Source organism: Spongiactinospora gelatinilytica, from assembly GCF_003236385.1.
In the GTDB taxonomy this organism is placed as follows: domain Bacteria; phylum Actinomycetota; class Actinomycetes; order Streptosporangiales; family Streptosporangiaceae; genus Spongiactinospora; species Spongiactinospora gelatinilytica.
The window spans coordinates 1-15,729 of sequence record NZ_POUA01000159.1 but is presented as its reverse complement, the minus strand read 5'-3'; the positions used below and the strand labels follow the sequence as shown (position 1 = coordinate 15,729).

At 71.3% G+C, this 15,729-nt stretch carries 16 protein-coding genes and 1 riboswitch; of the genes, 3 read left to right on the top strand and 13 right to left on the bottom strand.

Going from position 1 to position 15,729, the window contains the following annotated elements; genetic code table 11:
- Positions 1-62: 62 nt before the first annotated feature.
- A complete protein-coding gene (locus C1I98_RS20235) occupies positions 63-818 on the bottom strand; it encodes a TerC family protein (protein WP_111168998.1) in 756 nt (251 codons plus the stop codon).
- A 139-nt stretch (positions 819-957) separates the two neighbouring features.
- Positions 958-1,073, top strand: a riboswitch (SAM riboswitch).
- Positions 1,074-1,230: 157 nt separating this feature from the next.
- Here C1I98_RS20235 and C1I98_RS20230 point away from each other — a divergent pair.
- Together C1I98_RS20230 and C1I98_RS20225 are read left to right on the top strand one after the other, a co-directional pair.
- Positions 1,231-2,466 carry an aminotransferase class V-fold PLP-dependent enzyme gene (locus C1I98_RS20230; protein ID WP_438672098.1) on the top strand — a complete coding sequence of 412 codons (1,236 nt, stop codon included), beginning with the start codon at positions 1,231-1,233 and terminating at the stop codon, positions 2,464-2,466.
- Positions 2,467-2,483: 17 nt separating this feature from the next.
- On the top strand, positions 2,484-3,641 hold the full coding sequence (locus C1I98_RS20225; RefSeq protein WP_233508023.1) for an NADH-quinone oxidoreductase subunit D: 1,158 nt from the start codon (positions 2,484-2,486) through the stop codon (positions 3,639-3,641).
- Positions 3,642-3,647: 6 nt separating this feature from the next.
- On the opposite strand, the gene C1I98_RS20220 is transcribed toward C1I98_RS20225, so the two are convergent.
- The 11 genes from C1I98_RS20220 to dacB form a co-directional block, all read right to left on the bottom strand.
- Positions 3,648-4,112 (bottom strand): DUF3180 domain-containing protein, encoded by a 465-nt coding sequence (locus C1I98_RS20220; RefSeq protein ID WP_111168996.1) that lies wholly within the window; start codon positions 4,110-4,112, stop codon positions 3,648-3,650.
- Between the two features lie 37 nt (positions 4,113-4,149).
- Positions 4,150-4,650: a 2-amino-4-hydroxy-6-hydroxymethyldihydropteridine diphosphokinase gene (gene folK, locus C1I98_RS43035; protein WP_199537071.1), complete on the bottom strand. Its 501-nt coding sequence runs from the start codon at positions 4,648-4,650 to the stop codon at positions 4,150-4,152.
- Positions 4,647-5,018 carry a dihydroneopterin aldolase gene (gene folB, locus C1I98_RS43030; RefSeq protein ID WP_199537070.1) on the bottom strand — a complete coding sequence of 124 codons (372 nt, stop codon included), beginning with the start codon at positions 5,016-5,018 and terminating at the stop codon, positions 4,647-4,649. The genes folK and folB overlap by 4 nt, the downstream gene beginning before the upstream one ends.
- A complete protein-coding gene (locus tag C1I98_RS20210) occupies positions 5,015-5,455 on the bottom strand; it encodes a nuclear transport factor 2 family protein (protein ID WP_111168994.1) in 441 nt (146 codons plus the stop codon). Before C1I98_RS20210 ends, folB begins: the two co-directional genes overlap by 4 nt.
- Positions 5,452-6,306 carry a dihydropteroate synthase gene (gene folP / locus C1I98_RS20205; RefSeq protein WP_233508022.1) on the bottom strand — a complete coding sequence of 285 codons (855 nt, stop codon included), beginning with the start codon at positions 6,304-6,306 and terminating at the stop codon, positions 5,452-5,454. The genes C1I98_RS20210 and folP overlap by 4 nt, the downstream gene beginning before the upstream one ends.
- A gap of 213 nt (positions 6,307-6,519) precedes the next feature.
- Entirely contained in the window at positions 6,520-7,116 is a 597-nt protein-coding gene (gene folE, locus C1I98_RS20200) for a GTP cyclohydrolase I FolE (RefSeq protein ID WP_111168993.1), read from the bottom strand.
- A 2-nt stretch (positions 7,117-7,118) separates the two neighbouring features.
- Positions 7,119-9,095, bottom strand: coding sequence for an ATP-dependent zinc metalloprotease FtsH (gene ftsH / locus C1I98_RS20195; protein ID WP_111168992.1), 1,977 nt, complete (start codon positions 9,093-9,095; stop codon positions 7,119-7,121).
- A gap of 305 nt (positions 9,096-9,400) precedes the next feature.
- Positions 9,401-9,982 carry a hypoxanthine phosphoribosyltransferase gene (hpt, locus tag C1I98_RS20190; protein ID WP_111168991.1) on the bottom strand — a complete coding sequence of 194 codons (582 nt, stop codon included), beginning with the start codon at positions 9,980-9,982 and terminating at the stop codon, positions 9,401-9,403.
- Positions 9,983-10,027: 45 nt separating this feature from the next.
- The gene (tilS, locus tag C1I98_RS20185; RefSeq protein ID WP_111168990.1) at positions 10,028-11,098 is read right to left on the bottom strand and encodes a tRNA lysidine(34) synthetase TilS; all 1,071 of its coding nucleotides are present in this window, start codon (positions 11,096-11,098) and stop codon (positions 10,028-10,030) included.
- Positions 11,099-11,104: 6 nt separating this feature from the next.
- Positions 11,105-12,274 (bottom strand): zinc-dependent metalloprotease, encoded by a 1,170-nt coding sequence (locus tag C1I98_RS20180; protein WP_199537069.1) that lies wholly within the window; start codon positions 12,272-12,274, stop codon positions 11,105-11,107.
- Positions 12,275-12,341: 67 nt separating this feature from the next.
- Positions 12,342-13,748 carry a D-alanyl-D-alanine carboxypeptidase/D-alanyl-D-alanine endopeptidase gene (gene dacB, locus C1I98_RS20175; protein WP_111168989.1) on the bottom strand — a complete coding sequence of 469 codons (1,407 nt, stop codon included), beginning with the start codon at positions 13,746-13,748 and terminating at the stop codon, positions 12,342-12,344.
- Between the two features lie 86 nt (positions 13,749-13,834).
- Here dacB and C1I98_RS20170 point away from each other — a divergent pair, with 86 nt between their 5' ends.
- Positions 13,835-14,329, top strand: coding sequence for an inorganic diphosphatase (locus C1I98_RS20170; protein ID WP_199537068.1), 495 nt, complete (start codon positions 13,835-13,837; stop codon positions 14,327-14,329).
- A 7-nt stretch (positions 14,330-14,336) separates the two neighbouring features.
- On the opposite strand, the gene C1I98_RS44070 is transcribed toward C1I98_RS20170, so the two are convergent.
- Entirely contained in the window at positions 14,337-15,557 is a 1,221-nt protein-coding gene (locus tag C1I98_RS44070) for a C40 family peptidase (RefSeq protein WP_111168987.1), read from the bottom strand.
- Positions 15,558-15,729 lie beyond the last annotated feature (172 nt).

Sequence of the window (15,729 nt, the reverse complement as noted above, 5' to 3'; positions counted from 1 at the left end):
GCCTCATCCAGCCCCTCATCACCGCCATCGCCAAACGCGCCTGACCGGCGAGGCAGGGGCCATCACTCCTGGTCGCCGGTGTAGCGGCCGTGGAGTTCGATCGGGGCGCGGCGGCCGGCCTTGGTGCGGACGCGGATGTTGAGGAGTTCGACGGCCAGGGAGAAGGCCATCGCGAAGTAGATGTAGCCCTTGTCGATGTGCTGGCCGAGGCCCTCGGCGACGAGTACCACGCCGATCAGGATCAGGAATGCCAGGGCGAGCATCTTGATGCTGGGGTGGGCGTCCACGAAGCGGGCGATCGGGCCGGAGGCGACCAGCATGACGATCACGGCGACCACCACGGCGGCGACCATCACGCCGAGTTCGTCGACCATGCCGACCGCGGTGATGACCGAGTCGAGGGAGAAGACGATGTCGAGCACCATGATCTGGAGGATCACGGAGGTGAACGAGGGGGCGACCTTGCCGGCCGCGTGGCCGGACTTGCCCTCCAGGCTGTCGCCGATCTCGAAGGTGCTCTTGGCCAGCAGGAAGAGGCCGCCGAGGAGGAGGATCAGGTCGCGGCCGGATATCTCGTTGCCGAAGACCTCGAACAGCGGCGTGGTCAGCCGTACCACCCAGGACAGAGCGAAGAGCAGCGCCAGGCGGCTGATCAGGGCGGCGGCGATGCCGAGGACGCGGGCCTTGTCGCGTTGCTCGGGGGGTAGTTTCCCGGCCAGGATCGAGATGAAGATGATGTTGTCGATGCCCAGCACGATCTCCAGGCTGACCAGGGTCAGGAACCCGATCCAGATACCAGGGTCGGTCACCCAGTCCATTGGTCCTCCAGCGCTCATGTTCACAATTTCGCTGGTCGCAACGTGCGGGCCGGGGAGAAAGTTCGGGAACGTGACGAACTCACGGCGAGCCGTTACCTGGTTGCGATCATGGCGGGGCGTTCGGTTATAGTTCCCCATAGGTCATGAGTGCCAGCGCAAAGCCCCGGCTCGCTGGCCGGCAACCCTCGCGTCCGCGGCGGGGTGCCCCGGGTGAAGACCTGGTCCGGCGCGTGGTGCGCCGGGCAAGCGCGGGCTCCGTCGCCGTCCACGCCAGGGCAGGGGTCCGACGACCCTCAGGAGGCATGGCGTGTCCGTGACCACGACGACCACTACCAGCGACGTGACCAGCGCATCCGGTCGGCTGAGCATCTTGTCGCAGCGGCGGCGCTCCGGGTCCGTCCCGCAGGCCGCCATCCCCGGCGAGCGCTCGCTGCCCGAAGTGCTCGGTTCCGACCTCGAAGTGCCGGTGAAGGGCGGCAGGCTGGTGCCGTACGCGAACCTCGACTACGCGGCGAGCGCCCCCTGTCTGGCCCCGGTGAACGCCGCCGTGGCCGCCGCGCTGCCCGCCTACTCCAGCGTTCACCGCGGGGCGGGCTACGCCTCGCAGCTCACCACCGCGCGCTACGAGCAGGCCAGGCAGACCGTGCGCGGGTTCGTGGGGGCGCGGCCGGGTGACGCCGTCGTGTTCACCAGGAACACCACCGACGCGACCAACCTGCTGGCCCGCTGCCTGCCCGCGAACACGACCGCGGTCGTGTTCGACTCCGAGCACCACGCGTCGCTGCTGCCGTGGCCGCAGGCCGTACGGCTGGCGCCGCCCGAGTTCCCTGGCGCGGCCGTACGGGCCGCCGATGAGGCGCTGGCAGCGATCGAGGGGCCGAAGCTGCTGGTCGTCACCGCCGCCTCCAACGTGACCGGCGAGTTGTGGCCGATCGCGGCGCTGGCGCACATCGCGCACCGGCACGGGGCGCGCATCCTGGTGGACGCCGCGCAACTGGTACCGCACCGGCGGCTCAACCTCACCGCGCTCGACCTGGACTACGTGGCGTTCTCCGGCCACAAGCTGTACGCGCCGTTCGGCGCGGGCGCGCTGGTCGGCCGTCCGGACTGGCTCACGGACGCCGACCCGTACCTCCGCGGAGGCGGCGCGACCCGCTCGGTCACCGCGGAGACCGCCGACTGGAGTGACGACGCCGAGCAGCGCCACGAGGCCGGCACCCCCAACGTGCTGGGCGCCATCGCGCTCGCCGCCGGCTGTGACGCGCTGACCGCCACCGGCTGGCTGCCGCTGGTCCGCGAGGAGGAACGACTCCTGAGCCGGCTGCGCGCCGCCCTGGCGGGCATCGAGGGGGTCCACGAGCTGTCGCTGTGGGGGCCGGACCACCCGCGGGTCGGGATCGTGTCGTTCGTGCTGGACGGCTGGACGCCGCGCGAGGTGGCCGAGGCGCTGTCGGCGGAGTACGGCATCGGCGTACGCGACGGTAAGTTCTGTGCGCACCCGCTGGTCACGCACCTGCTGGACGGTGTGCCCGGCGGCTGCGCCGATGGCACGGCGGGCGCGGTGCGCGCCTCCATCGGCCTCAGCACGACCACCGAGCAGGTGGACCGGCTGGCCGCCGCCCTGCGGGACCTTGCCACCCGGCGCTGACGTGACAGCATGAAGGCATGCATGAAGCCATGACCGAACGCATGGTGGGGATCGGCGCGGGAGCCAAGGAGCTGGCGACCGAGGACATGATCCTCAACATCGGCCCGCAGCACCCGTCCACCCACGGGGTGCTGCGGCTGCGCCTGATGCTCGACGGCGAGCGGATCAGCTCGGCGGAGCCGGTCATCGGGTACATGCACCGGGGCGCGGAGAAGCTCTTCGAGGTGCGCGACTACCGGCAGATCATCATGCTGGCCAACCGGCATGACTGGCTGTCGGCGTTCGCCAACGAGCTGGGCGTGGTCCTGGCCGCCGAGCGGATGCTGGGCATGGAGGTGCCGGTCCGGGCGGTGTGGGCGCGCACGCTGCTCGCGGAGCTGAACCGCGCGCTCAACCACCTGATGTTCCTCGGCTCCTACCCGCTGGAGCTGGGCGCGATCACGCCGATGTTCTACGCGTTCCGCGAGCGGGAGCTGATCCAGGCGGTGCTGGAGGAGATCTCCGGCGGGCGGATGCACTACATGTTCAACCGGGTGGGCGGCCTGAAGGAGGACCTGCCCGCGGGGTGGCTGGGCCGGGCCGGGCAGGCCGTCGCCCAGGTGCGCAGCCGCCTGCCCGACATCGAGGGGCTGTTGCTCGGCAACGACATCTTCCTGGCCCGCACCCGCGGCGTGGGGGTGCTCGACCGGCACACGATCATGCAGTACGGCGTGAGCGGCCCGATCGCCCGCGCCTCCGGGGTCGATTTCGACCTGCGCCGCGACGAGCCGTACCTGGCGTACGGCGAGCTGCCGGTGAAGGTCGCCACTCGTACGGCCGGTGACTGCCACGCCCGCTTCGAGGTGCTGTTCGAGCAGCTCAGGGTGTCGCTCGACCTGGCCGACGCGTGCCTGGCCCGGCTCGCCGAACTGCCGCCCGGCCCGATCAACCAGCGGCTGCCCAAGGTGCTGAAGGTCCCCGAGGGCCACACCTACGCCTGGACCGAGAGCCCGCTCGGCATCAACGGCTACTACCTGGTCTCACGCGGCGAGAAGACCCCGTGGCGGCTCAAGCTGCGCTCGGCGTCCTACAACAACGTACAGGTGCTGCGCGAGATCCTGCCCGGCCACCTGGTGGCGGACATGGTGGCGATCCTGGGCTCGATGTTCTTCGTGGTCGGCGACATCGACAAGTAGCTCTCGTCAGCGCTGCTGCTCGCCGGGTTCGTCCTGTTCGTCCTTGGGGATGCGGCAGCAGTACTCCAGGAACAGCGCGGCGCAGACCAGCGCCACGCAGGCCAGCAGTGATCCGCCGGTCACGTAGAAGTCGCGCAGCGGGATCGCCTGTTCGAGCATCTGCATGACGTGCAGCACGAACCCGGCGAAGACGCCGCCGAACACCGCCCCGGCGTACGCGGACGCCTTGGCCAGCGCGGCCAGCCGGGCCACGGCCAGCGGCTCGACGGGCTTGGTGCCGGGCCTGCGCCTGATCCGGTTGCGGGTGCCGACGCCGCTGATCAGCTCGCCGGCCGCGAGCAGCAGCACGGTGGGGATCGCCGTCCAGGGGACGGTGGGCAGCATCGAGTAGGAGCGCTGGAGCAGCGCCCAGGTCAGCAGCCCGACGACGACGAAGATGCCGACGAGCGGCAACGGCTTGGTGGGCTTCACCGCAGCCCCTCCCCGCCCGCGCGAGCCACCCCACCGCTCACATCGGCACCTGGAGGGTGTGGTCGGTACGGCGGCGCACGCCCTGGTCGGTGACCGCGCCGGCGAGCGCGGCGACCGGGCCGTGGCCGGGCAGCTCCCCCGCCGGGTCGGCGGCCGCCCAGGGCACCAGCACGAACGCCCGCTCGTGCGCCCGCGGATGCGGCAGGGTCAGCTCGGGGTCGTCGCTCATGTGGTCGCCCGCCACGATCAAATCGATGTCGAGGGTGCGCGGCCCCCAGCGCTCGGTGCGGCGGCGGCCGAAGGAGTCTTCGACGCTCTGCGCCCGCTCCAGCACCGCGCGCGGTGGCAGCGTCGTCTCGGCGACCACCACGGCGTTGAGGTAGGGGCCCTGGTCGGGCCCGCCCACCGGATCGGTCTCGTACACCGGCGAGACCGCCACGAACGTCAGCCCCGGGGCGTCGAACAGCGCGTCGAGCCCGCCCTGCAGGGTGTCGAAGCGGCGTCCCAGGTTGCTGCCCAGCGAGAAGACGACCTTCACGACCGCCCCCTGGTGATGGTGACGACCACGTCGCCGAACGGCACCGGCACCGGGGCGGCCGGTTTGTGCACGCTCACCTGGGCCGCCTCCACCAGCGGCGAGATCGCCAGGCACACGTCGGCCAGGCGCTGCGCCAGCGTCTCGATCAGCGCCACCGGCTCGCCCTCCACGACCTTGGTGAGCCGCACGGCCAGCTCGCCGTAGTCGGCGGTCTCGGCCAGGTCGTCGCCGGCCGCCGCCGGGGCGGTGTCCAGGAACAGCGTGGCGTCCACCACGAACTCCTGCCCGAGCTGCCGTTCGGCCGCGAGGACGCCGTGGAACCCTCTGGCCCGCAGCCCGGTCAGCGTGATCGTGTCGGTCGAGGTCACCCCGGCTCCTCCTGGTCGTCATCGTCGTCGCCGTGCAGCACCGGGGAGCCGTGGTGCATCCACAGCCGCCAGCCCTCGGGCGTCTTCACGAACGTGTTGCTGGCCACCACCTTGCCCGCGGCGAAGCTGGAGTCGCCCTCGTCGCCGGCCGTCAGGATGTTCTCGGCGCAGGTGAGCACCGCCACATCACCGAAGACCGCGACGTTGACGTCGGTCAGCACGAACTGGATGTAGGGCGTGTTGGCCATGATCAGCGCCCAGGACCGCAGCACCTCGCCGCGCCCGCTGAGCATCGGCCAGCCGGGGTGGACGCAGCTCACCCGCAGGTCTTCGGTGTCATGGGCCCAGATGTCGGTCATCCGGTCGAGGTCGGCCTCCTCGATGGCGGAGTAGAACTCCTGGTTGGCCGTCTCGACGGCCGCCGTGTCGACGCTCATCTGCCCCCTCCACGGGTCCATGCCGCGGCTACGCGGACGGCGTCGGCGTTGGCCGCGACCTGGTGCACGCGCACGCACCACGCACCGTCGCGCGCGGCCAGCGCGGTCACCGCGGCCGTCGCGTCGTCGCTGCGGCCGAACGGGCGCGGCGTGCCGTCGGAATCGGCCAGCAGGCGGCCGAGGAACCGTTTTCGCGAGGCCCCGATGAGCAGCGGGTGGCCCAGCTCGGCGAGGTCGCCGAGGGCGGCCATCAGGGCCCAGTTGTGCTCGGGGCGCTTGGCGAAGCCGAGCCCGGGGTCGATCACGATCTGCTCCTCGGCCACGCCATCGGCCAGTATCAGATCGATCCGCTTGGCCAGCTCCTCACGGACCTCGGTCACCACGTCGGTGTAGACGGCACGGGTGTCCATGTCGTGACTGTGCCCCCGCCAGTGCATCACGACGTACGGGACGCCGGTGTCGGCCACCACGCGGGCCATCTCGGGGTCGGCCAGGCCGCCGCTCACGTCGTTGACCAGCCTGGCTCCGACCTCGACGGCGGCCCGCGCCACCTCGGCGCGCATGGTGTCGACGCTCACCGGGACGCCGTCGGCGGCCAGGGCCCGGATCACCGGCACCACCCTGGCCAGCTCCTCCTCCAGGGAGACCCGGACGGCCCCTGGCCGGGTGGACTCGCCGCCCACGTCGACGATGTCGGCGCCCTGGCGCACCAGCTCGTGACCGTGCCGGATCGCCGCGCCCTCGTCGAACCACTGCCCGCCGTCGGAGAAGGAGTCGGGCGTGACATTGACCACGCCCATGACCAGGCACCGCTCCTCGACGGGCATTCCGGGGACGCTCCTTGTGGTCATGCGGTCAAGCCTAGGTCGTCGCCGTCCCCTGCCGACGCCGCGGGCCCACCTTGTGGATAACGAATCACCCCATGTGGACAACGCATCGCCACGCCTTGGTAACGGAACGCCACGGAAGGATATCGGATCACGGCCACCGGATCACAGTTTCCACCCGCCGGCCGGCCGGCCCGCACCGGCCGCCCGATGCCGCGGCCGGCCCCCGGTGACCGGTCAGCGGCCCAGGATGAGCGACATGGCCTCGGCACGGGTCTTGTCGCTGTCACGGAAGCTGCCGCGCACCGCCGAGGTGATCGTCTTGGCGCCCGGCTTGCGGACGCCGCGCATCGTCATGCACAGGTGCTCGCACTGGACCACCACGATGACCCCGCGCGGCTCCAGCACCGACATCAGCGCGTCGGCGATCTGCGAGGTCATCCGTTCCTGCACCTGCGGCCTGCGGGCGTAGACGTCGATCAGCCTGGCCAGCTTGGACAGGCCGGTGATCTGGCCCCTGGCGTTGGGGATGTAGCCGACGTGCGCCACCCCGTGGAAGGGCACCAGGTGGTGTTCACAGGTGGAGTAGACCTCGATGTCGCGGACCAGCACCATCTCGTCGTGGTCGGCGTCGAAGACCGTGGTCAGCACGTCTTCGGGCCGCTGCCCCAGCCCGGCGAACTGCTCCGCGTAAGCGCGGGCGACGCGGGCCGGGGTGTCGCGCAGGCCGTCTCGGTCCGGGTCTTCGCCGATCGCGATCAGGATTTCGCGTACGGCGCCCTCGATCCGGGCCGAGTCGACCTTCAGCGGTTCTTCGCGGTAGGCGTCACCCACGCTCAGGCCCCGTCTCGGGGGATCGCGTCCTTGGGCTCTATGCCGGTGCCCGCGGGGAGCGCGCCGTTGCCGTGCAGCTCCTTGCGGGTCAGCACCGGCGGCCGGTCGGACGGCAGGCGCTTGCCGTAGCCCGCGTAGGACGGCCGGTGCTCCCTGACGACGACCGGCGCGAAGATCCCGAGGACCTGGTCGCGCGAGAGCGTCTCCTTCTCCATCAGCTCGAGCACCAGGTTGTCGAGCACGTCACGGTACTCGACCAGGATCTCCCACGCCTGGTCGTGCGCCGACTCGATCATCCGGCGGACCTCTTCGTCGATCGTCGAGGCGATCTTCTCGGAGTAGTCGCGCTCGTGGCCCATCTCCCGGCCCAGGAACACCTCGGCGTTGCCGGTGCCGAACTTGCGCGCGCCGAGCTGCTCGCTCATGCCGTACTCGGTGACCATGCGCCTGGCCACCGCGGTGGCCTTCTCGATGTCGTTGGACGCGCCGGTGGTGGGCTCGTGGAAGACGAGCTCCTCGGCCGCGCGCCCGCCGAGCAGCATGGCGAGCTGGTCCATCATCTCCGAGCGGGTGGCGAGGAACTTGTCCTCCATCGGCAGCGTCATCGTGTAGCCGAGCGCCCGCCCGCGGGACAGGATCGTGATCTTGTGCACCGGGTCGGAGTTGGGCAGCGCGTGCGCCACCAGTGCGTGACCGCCTTCGTGGTAGGCGATCATCTTCTTTTCCTTGTCCGACATCACGCGGGACTTGCGCTCCGGACCGGCCATGACGCGGTCGATGGACTCCTCAAGGACGTCCATCGTGATGAGCTTCTGGTCGGCGCGGGCGGTGAGCAGCGCGGCCTCGTTGATCACGTTGGCCAGGTCGGCGCCGGTGAAGCCCGGAGTGCGGCGCGCGATCACGTCGAGGTCGACGTCTTCGGCGAACGGCTTGCCCCGGCCGTGTACGCGCAGGATGCCCTTGCGGCCCTCCAGGTCGGGCCGGTCGACGGTGACCTGGCGGTCGAAGCGGCCCGGCCGCAGCAGCGCAGGGTCAAGGATGTCGGGCCGGTTGGTCGCGGCGATCAGGATGACGCCGCCCTTGACGTCGAAGCCGTCCATCTCGACCAGGAGCTGGTTGAGCGTCTGCTCCCGCTCGTCGTGGCCGCCGCCCAGGCCGGCCCCGCGGTGACGGCCCACGGCGTCGATCTCGTCGATGAAGATGATCGCCGGGGCGTTGGCCTTGGCCTGCTCGAACAGGTCACGGACCCGGGAGGCGCCGACGCCGACGAACATCTCGACGAAGTCGGAACCGGAGATCGAGTAGAAGGGCACCCCGGCCTCGCCGGCCACGGCCCTGGCGAGCAGGGTCTTGCCGGTGCCGGGCGGGCCGTACAGCAGCACGCCCTTGGGGATCTTGGCGCCGATCGCCTGGAACTTGGCCGGGGCCTGGAGGAACTCCTTGATCTCCTGGAGCTCCTCGATGGCCTCGTCGGCCCCCGCGACGTCGGCGAACGTGCTCTTGGGGGTGTCCTTGGTGATGAGCTTGGCCTTGGACTTGCCGAAGTTCATCACCCGGGTGCCGCCGCCCTGCATCTGGTTCATGATGAACAGGAAGATCAGCACGATGATGATCAGCGGCAGCAGGCTCACCAGCAGGCCGAGCAGGAAGTTCTCGCCCGGTACCTCGACGTTGTAGCCGTTCTTGAGCTTGCCTGCCTTCTCGGCCTGCTTGAGCTGGCCCGCGAGCTGGATGCCCTGGCCGGCCACCCACGACGAGTAGTAGCGCTTGCCATTGGTCAGGGTGACCTCGATGCGCTGGTCCTTGTCGATGATCTTGGCCTGCTTGACCTGGCCCTCGTCGATGTAGGTCTCGATCTTCGAGGTGTCCGTGCGCTCGAAATTGCCGTCGCTGTTCCACATGGTCGTGACGAGCAGGAGCAGCACGACAATGCCCAGGATCCACAGGAGTGGCCCACGTGTAAATCGCTTGAGATCCATCCGATGCGGAACCCCGACGGGCCCGTCCCTTCCTGACCATGTCCTGGCACCCCGGCATACCTCACCAGGGTCGCGGCATCCCTAACCGCTCCAACTGACTACCCGCAGGCGACTGCGGATCACCATCGGGCAGTCAGAAGGTACACCGGAGCGCCGGGCAGGGTCACTGTCCAGACGGCACCGTCTGCCCTACCAACGTACGTCAGGCATTGCAGTGTTCCCGGCGGGTGTGACGAATGTCAGGCTGTGCGGGCCTTCGCTTCGCCCAGAGCGTATTCGCACCCGGTTCGCATCGGTGATTTCGGCTAGGACTTTTCCGCCGCGCTTTCCGTCCCGCCGCCGTAGACGTGCGGCGCCAGAGTTCCGATGAAGGGGAGGTTCCGGTATCGCTCGGCGTAGTCGAGACCGTAGCCGATCACGAACTCGTTGGGTATGTCGAATCCCACGTATTTCACGTCGATCGGCACCTTGACGGCGTCCGGTTTCCGCACGGCCGCGCAGATCTCCACCGAGGCGGGATTGCGCGAGCGCATGTTGTGGGCCAGCCAGGAGAGCGTCAGGCCGGAGTCGATGATGTCCTCCACCAGCAGGACGTGCCGGCCGGCGATGTCGGTGTCGAGGTCCTTCAGCACCCTGACCACTCCGGAGGACCGGGTGCCCGCCCCGTAGGAGGAGACGGCCATCCAGTCCATCTCCACGGGGATGCGCAGCGCCCTGGCGAGGTCGGCCATGATCATGACCGCGCCCTTCAGCACTCCGACGATGAGCAGGTCCTTGCCCGCGTAGTCCGCGTCGATCTTCCCGGCGATTTCCTTGATCTTGGCCTGGAGCTCGTCCTCGGAGATGAGGACCCTCTCCAGGTCTTTGCCCATGTCGGCTGCGTCCACCTGGGATGTTCCTTCGCGTCACGGTGTGGCGGCTCGGGGCCCGGATCAACCGGGCTTTCTGGCGAGTATCAGGGTGCCATACCGGCGGACGGCGACCACGCCCGCGGGGAGGTCGATGCCGCGCTGGCCGCGCCAGTCGGTGAGGAGCCGGTCCACCGCGAGGATGTGCGCCGAGGACACCGATCCCGCGGGCGATCCGGCCGCCACGGCGGCGCGTCTGAGCACTCTGCGGCGTACCGCGCCGGGCAGGCCGGCCAACTCCGCCACGGCCAGCGCGATATCGCTATGAGCGAAATCCCCCCCGGCTTCCGGAGCGGCGTCCTGGGCGGCTTCGCGGGCGGCTTCCCGAGCGGCTTCGCGGGCGGCTTCGCGGGCGGCTTCCTGGGCCGACGCGAAAGCGGATTCGGCCCAGGCGTCGAGGGCGTCGGCGTCCTCGCGGCACTGGCGGGCCGTACGGGCCAGGGCCTCGGCCACCCCCGGCCCCAGCTCACCCTCCAGGACCGGCAGCACCCGCTCGCGGACGCGCACCCGGGTGAACCGGGGGTCGGCGTTGTGCGGGTCGTCCCAGGGATCGAGCCCGAGGGCGGCGCAGGCCGCGCGGGTGGTGGCCCGCGACAGCTCCAGCAGCGGACGCCGGTACAGGCCGGACTCGGCGGACATCCCCGACAGCGAACGCGTGCCGCTCCCCCGCGCGAGCCCCAGGAGCACCGTCTCGGCCTGGTCGTCGCGGGTGTGCCCCAGGAGGACCGCGGCGGCCCCCAGGCGTTCTGCGGCCCCTTCCAGGGCCGCGTAGCGGGCATCCCTGGCCGCCGCCTCGGGCCCGCCGGTCCGGCCGACCTCGACCCGCAGCGCCTCCGCCGGGTCCAGGCCGAGCCGGGACGCCAGGCGTACCACCGTGGCGGCCTGGGCCGCCGAGCCCTCCTGGAGCCCGTGATCGACGGTCAGTAGACCGGCCGCGAGCCCCGTGCGCGGGGCCTCGAAGCCGGCCGCGGCGGCCAGGGCCAGTGAGTCGGCGCCGCCGCTCGCGGCGACCAGCGCCAGCGAGCCGGACGGGAGCCCGGCCAACGCCGCCCGCACCGCCCGGCGGACGTCCGCCACGGCAGGATGCGGCCCCATCGGCGGTTACCCCTCCCGCGGAGGGCCGTCCCCGTCGCCGTCCACAGATCCGGAAGCGGGCTCGGCGGGGCCGCCGCCCGGAGAGCCGTTGAGGTGCGGGGTCTCCAGGGCCGGGGCGGTGACCACGCGGGCGATCCAGCGCTCCGGGTCGGCGATCTCGGCCTGGGTGGGCAGCGTCGCGGGACCGCCCCAAACCTTGTTGAAGCCGTCCATCCCGACCCGATCGACCACCGTGCGCACGAACGCCGACCCCTCGGCGTACTGCTTCATCTTCAGGTCGATGCCCAGCAGCCTGCGGACCGTGCGGTCGACCCGCGAGCCGCCCTCCCTGCGCTGCTGGAACCTGGTGCGGATCTCCGTGACCGACGGCACGACCGACGGGCCCACCGCGTCCATCACATAGTCGCCGTGCCCCTCCACCAGGGTCATCACGGCCGTCAGGCGCTCAAGGATCTTCTTCTGCTCGGGCGTCTGGATCGCGTCGATCAGGTTGCCCTCGCCGCCGCGCACCGCGTCGGCGACCGCGTCGGCCGCCGTGCGCAGCCGTTCGAGCAGGGTCGGCAGGTCGAGGTCGGAGGCCAGCAGGAACTCGGTCATCTGCGACCGCACGTACTCGCGCAGCCACGGCACCCCGGTGAACTGCACCCGGTGGGTCTCCTCGTGCAGGCACACCCACAGCCGGAAGTCGCCCGGATCGACGCCCAGCTCGCGCTCGGCGTTGACGATGTTGGGGGCGACCAGCGTGAGCCGCCCGGTCGGGGCCCGGCCCGACGGGTCGGGCGGCAGGAACAGCTCGTACTGGCCGAGCACCCGGGAGGCCAGGAAGGCCAGCACCGCGCCCACCTCGACGCCGGTGATGCGCGACCCGACCGCGGCCACGATCGCCGGGGGCTGGGTCCGGCCTTCGCCGGACATCCGCTGGGTGAGCGGTTCGAGGACGACGCGGAAGCCCGCGACGTTGGCCTTGATCCAGCCCGGCCGGTCGACGATGGTCGCGGCCTGTGCGGACGCGCCTCCGTCGATCCGGGTGAACTCGCGCACGTGGCGCTCGGCCTCGCGGGAGAGCCTGCGCAGGTCGGACACGGCCTGTCGCGCCTCCTCACGGGTCACCTGCGGGCCAGGGCGCACCAGGCGCGTTCCGGTGGAGACGGCGAGATCCCAGTCGATCACCTGCATACCGTCCACCGTACGTGCTCGCGCGGGCCGCCGCGCGGATGGGATGACGGGTGGCCCGAGAGGGCCGTCAGCAGCCGCATCGGGACACGATCGCGGCGAGCCGGTCGAGCGCCGCCTCCGCCTCGCCCCAGCCGGACCGGACGTCGTCGGCCATGAAGGCGAAGGCGATGAGCCTGCCGTCGATCGTGGTGGCCAGCCCGGCCAGGGTGTTGACGCCGTTGAGGGTGCCGGTCTTGGCCCGTACCAGGCCCGCGCCCGGAATGCTCTCCTTGTCGCCGAACCGGTCGTCCAGGGTGCCGGAGAACGCGGCGATCGGCATGCCGCTCGCCACCGCGTGCAGCCGCGGATTGGCCGGGGAGGCCGCCGCGGTCAGCAGTCTGGCCAGTCCGGAGGGACTGATCCGGTTCTTGGTGGAAAGGCCGCTGCCGTCGTGGACCTCCACGCCCTTGCCGGCGTTGAGCCGGCCGAGCACCGCGCGTACGGCCTGCGCCGCGCCCGCGAACGACGCGGGCCGCCCCTCCTTGATCGCCACATGCCGGGCGAGCGCCTCGGACAGGTCGTTGTCGCTCATCGTGAGGGCCCGTTCGACCAGCGCGTACATCGGCGCGGACTCCACCCGGGCCAGCTCGGCCGCCTGCCGCCCCGCCCTGACCCGCTTGACGGACGCCGAGGCGGACACGCCGTACTTGGCGAGCAGCTTGGCGAAGGCCGTCGCCGCCACCCGCGGCGGGTCGGCGACCCGGGCCCGCAGGTCGGGGCCGCGCCGTCCCTCGTCGATGGCGAGCGCGGTGACCGGCGAGACGTTGCCCTCGGGCACGTACCCGGGCTTCCAGCCGGGCCCGAGCCTCGGCCCGGTGAACAGCGAGTCGTCGTACCCGAGCGTGACCTTGTCCACGCCCTTCGCCTGGAGCGCCTGGGCGGTGCTCTGGGCGAGCTGCGCCAGCGACGCCTGCTTCGGGTAGGGCGGATGCCTGGGCGCCTTGGGCCCGAGCAGTGTCGGGTCACCCCCTCCCACCAGCACGATCGACCCCTTCGCCGAGCCCGTCACGACCCGGGTCGCCAGCCTGGCCTCCGGCCCAATCGAGGCCAGCGCCGCCACCGAGGTGACGATCTTGGTGGTCGAGGCCGGCGTGATGCCGGAGTCGGAGCCGGACCCGTAGAGCACCGTCCCGGTGGCGGTGTCCATCACGGACGCGCCCACGCTGTCACCCAGCGCGGGGTCACCCAGGGCGTCGGCGAGCCTGGCCGCCAAAGTACCCTTGGCGGGGAGAGGACCGTTTCCGCCCGCGGCCAGCACCGGGCCAGCGGTGACAACGGGAACGGGCGGAGGCTCGGCCGGCGGGGCCGGACGTGGCAGACCCGTCAGCGCGCTCAGGTTGACGTCGTTGGTGATCACATGGATGCCGGCGGCGATCACGAAGACCTGGAGCAGGCCGAGGGTGACCACGACCGTCCACCGATCACGCCGCTCCACGCCGCAGGCCCCTCTCCAGACAGTGACGTTTACGAGACATTAACGCCCGTCCGGAGCTCCCGGGAGGGCTGAGCGGAGGAACCGCGGTGGACTTCGACGTTGTCGTTGAGATTCCCAAGGGGCAACGGAACAAGTATGAGGTCGATCACAAGACCGGGCGCATCCGCCTGGACCGGCTGCTCTTCACCTCCACTCAGTACCCCGCCGACTACGGCTTCATCGAGAACACCCTCGGCGAGGACGGCGACCCGCTGGACGCGCTGGTCCTCCTCCAGGAGCCGACCTTCCCCGGTTGCCTGATCCGCTGCCGGGCGGTCGGGATGTTCCGGATGACCGACGAGAAGGGCGGCGATGACAAGGTACTCTGCGTGCCTTCCACGGACCCGCGTATGGAGCACATCAGGGACATCCACCACGTGACGGAGTTCGATCGGCTGGAGATCCAGCACTTCTTCGAGGTCTACAAGGACCTGGAGCCGGGCAAGTCGGTCGAAGGGGCCAACTGGGTGGGCCGGGTGGAGGCCGAGGCCGAGATCCAGAACTCGATCAGGCGCGCGGTGGAGCAGGGCGGCGTGCACTGAGCCCTGCTCATCCGGGGCGGGTGGCGCCGACCAGGTCGTCTCGCCACATCGGGGCGATCCGCACGACGTCGCCGGTCTGCGGCGCGTGGACCATCATGTTCTTGCCGATGTACATCCCCACATGATGGATGTCGCCGGGATTGGACGTGATGCGGCCGAAGAACAGCAGGTCGCCCCGGCGCAGTGAGTCGAGCGGGACGTGCGGCCCGGAGGTCCACTGGGTGCCCGTCCAGTGGTCGAGCCGCACGCCCGCCCGCTCCCAGGCGCGCATGGTGAGGCCGGAGCAGTCGAAGGTGTCCGGGCCGGCCGCCGCCCAGACGTAGGGCTTGCCGAGCTGGGCGAGCGCCCAGTCGGCGGCCAGGTCACCTGTGGCGCTGCCGCCGCTGCCGCTCCCACCTGCGGGGACGGTGCCGACGGTGGCCTGGTCGCGCTGCAGCGCCGCGCGCTCCTGCGCGGCGGCCCGCTCGCGGGCCAGCCGGTCGGCCTCGGACCTGGCCTGGTCGAGCCGATCTTCGAAGTCACGGACCTGGCCCTCGATCGCCGCGGTCTGCGCGCGCTGCCGGTCGAGTGCGGCCTGCGCCGCCGTCCGGGCCGCCTCCGCCCTGGCGGAGGCCTCCCGGCGCTCGGTGTAGGCCGTGGACGCCTGGGCGCGCAGGATGGTGGCGACCTCCTGCGCGTCGCGCATCCGCTTGAGCACTTCGGCGCGCCCGCCGCTCAGGTGGTGCAGCACGCTGGCCTGGTGCAGGTAGCCCGGCATGCCGCCGTTGCCGCCCGCGGCGACCACGGCGGCCATCGGGCGGGTCAGATCGACCCCGCCGTAGCTCTGCGCGGCCAGCGCGGCGACGTCGGCGCGGGCCTGGGCGAGATGGGCGTCAGAAGCGCGCTGCCGCTCGGCCGCGGCGAGGTGGGCGCGCTCGGCCGCGGCCAGCCGTACCCGCTCGCCGTTGTACGCCTCGACCGCCCGCTCGGCCGCCGCGACCAGCCCGCCCAGCCTGGCCCTGGCGTCGGCCAGGCCCGCGGCGGCCGTGCTCAGCCGCTGCTCCCGCACGTCAACGGCGCGCCGGGCCTCGGCCACGTCGCCCGCGGACGGGTCGGGCCGCGCGGTGGCGGGGACCGCCCCGGCCGCCGTCAGAGACGTCAGGACCGTCAGTGCCGTCAGCGTCGTCAGGACCGGCTTGAGACGCCGGACACCGCGGACAGGCCGGGGAGTGGTGCCGGCCGAGTGCATGCTTCCCCCTTTCACCAGGGCTCACAACATGCACCTACTTCCCCCATGTAACTCTCTGCACACCTATGTCACGGAGGGTGTCGGCTCCGGGCTGGTCGGCTCGGACGTCGGCGTCGGTTCGGGGGGTTCGGTGGTCTCCGGCGCGGTCGGGCTGGACGGCGGTGTGGGGGAC

Bases quoted from the DNA above. Each gene is read 5' to 3' on its own strand.
- tilS (WP_111168990.1), bottom strand. From the start codon at position 11,098: ATGGGGCCGCATCCTGCCGTGGCGGACGTCCGCCGGGCGGTGCGGGCG.
- C1I98_RS20210 (WP_111168994.1), bottom strand. From the start codon at position 5,455: ATGAGCGTCGACACGGCGGCCGTCGAGACGGCCAACCAGGAGTTCTAC.
- C1I98_RS20225 (WP_233508023.1), top strand. From the start codon at position 2,484: ATGCATGAAGCCATGACCGAACGCATGGTGGGGATCGGCGCGGGAGCC.
- C1I98_RS20180 (WP_199537069.1), bottom strand. From the start codon at position 12,274: ATGCAGGTGATCGACTGGGATCTCGCCGTCTCCACCGGAACGCGCCTG.
- C1I98_RS20235 (WP_111168998.1), bottom strand. From the start codon at position 818: ATGGACTGGGTGACCGACCCTGGTATCTGGATCGGGTTCCTGACCCTG.
- ftsH (WP_111168992.1), bottom strand. From the start codon at position 9,095: ATGGATCTCAAGCGATTTACACGTGGGCCACTCCTGTGGATCCTGGGC.
- folP (WP_233508022.1), bottom strand. From the start codon at position 6,306: ATGACCACAAGGAGCGTCCCCGGAATGCCCGTCGAGGAGCGGTGCCTG.
- C1I98_RS44070 (WP_111168987.1), bottom strand. From the start codon at position 15,557: ATGCACTCGGCCGGCACCACTCCCCGGCCTGTCCGCGGTGTCCGGCGT.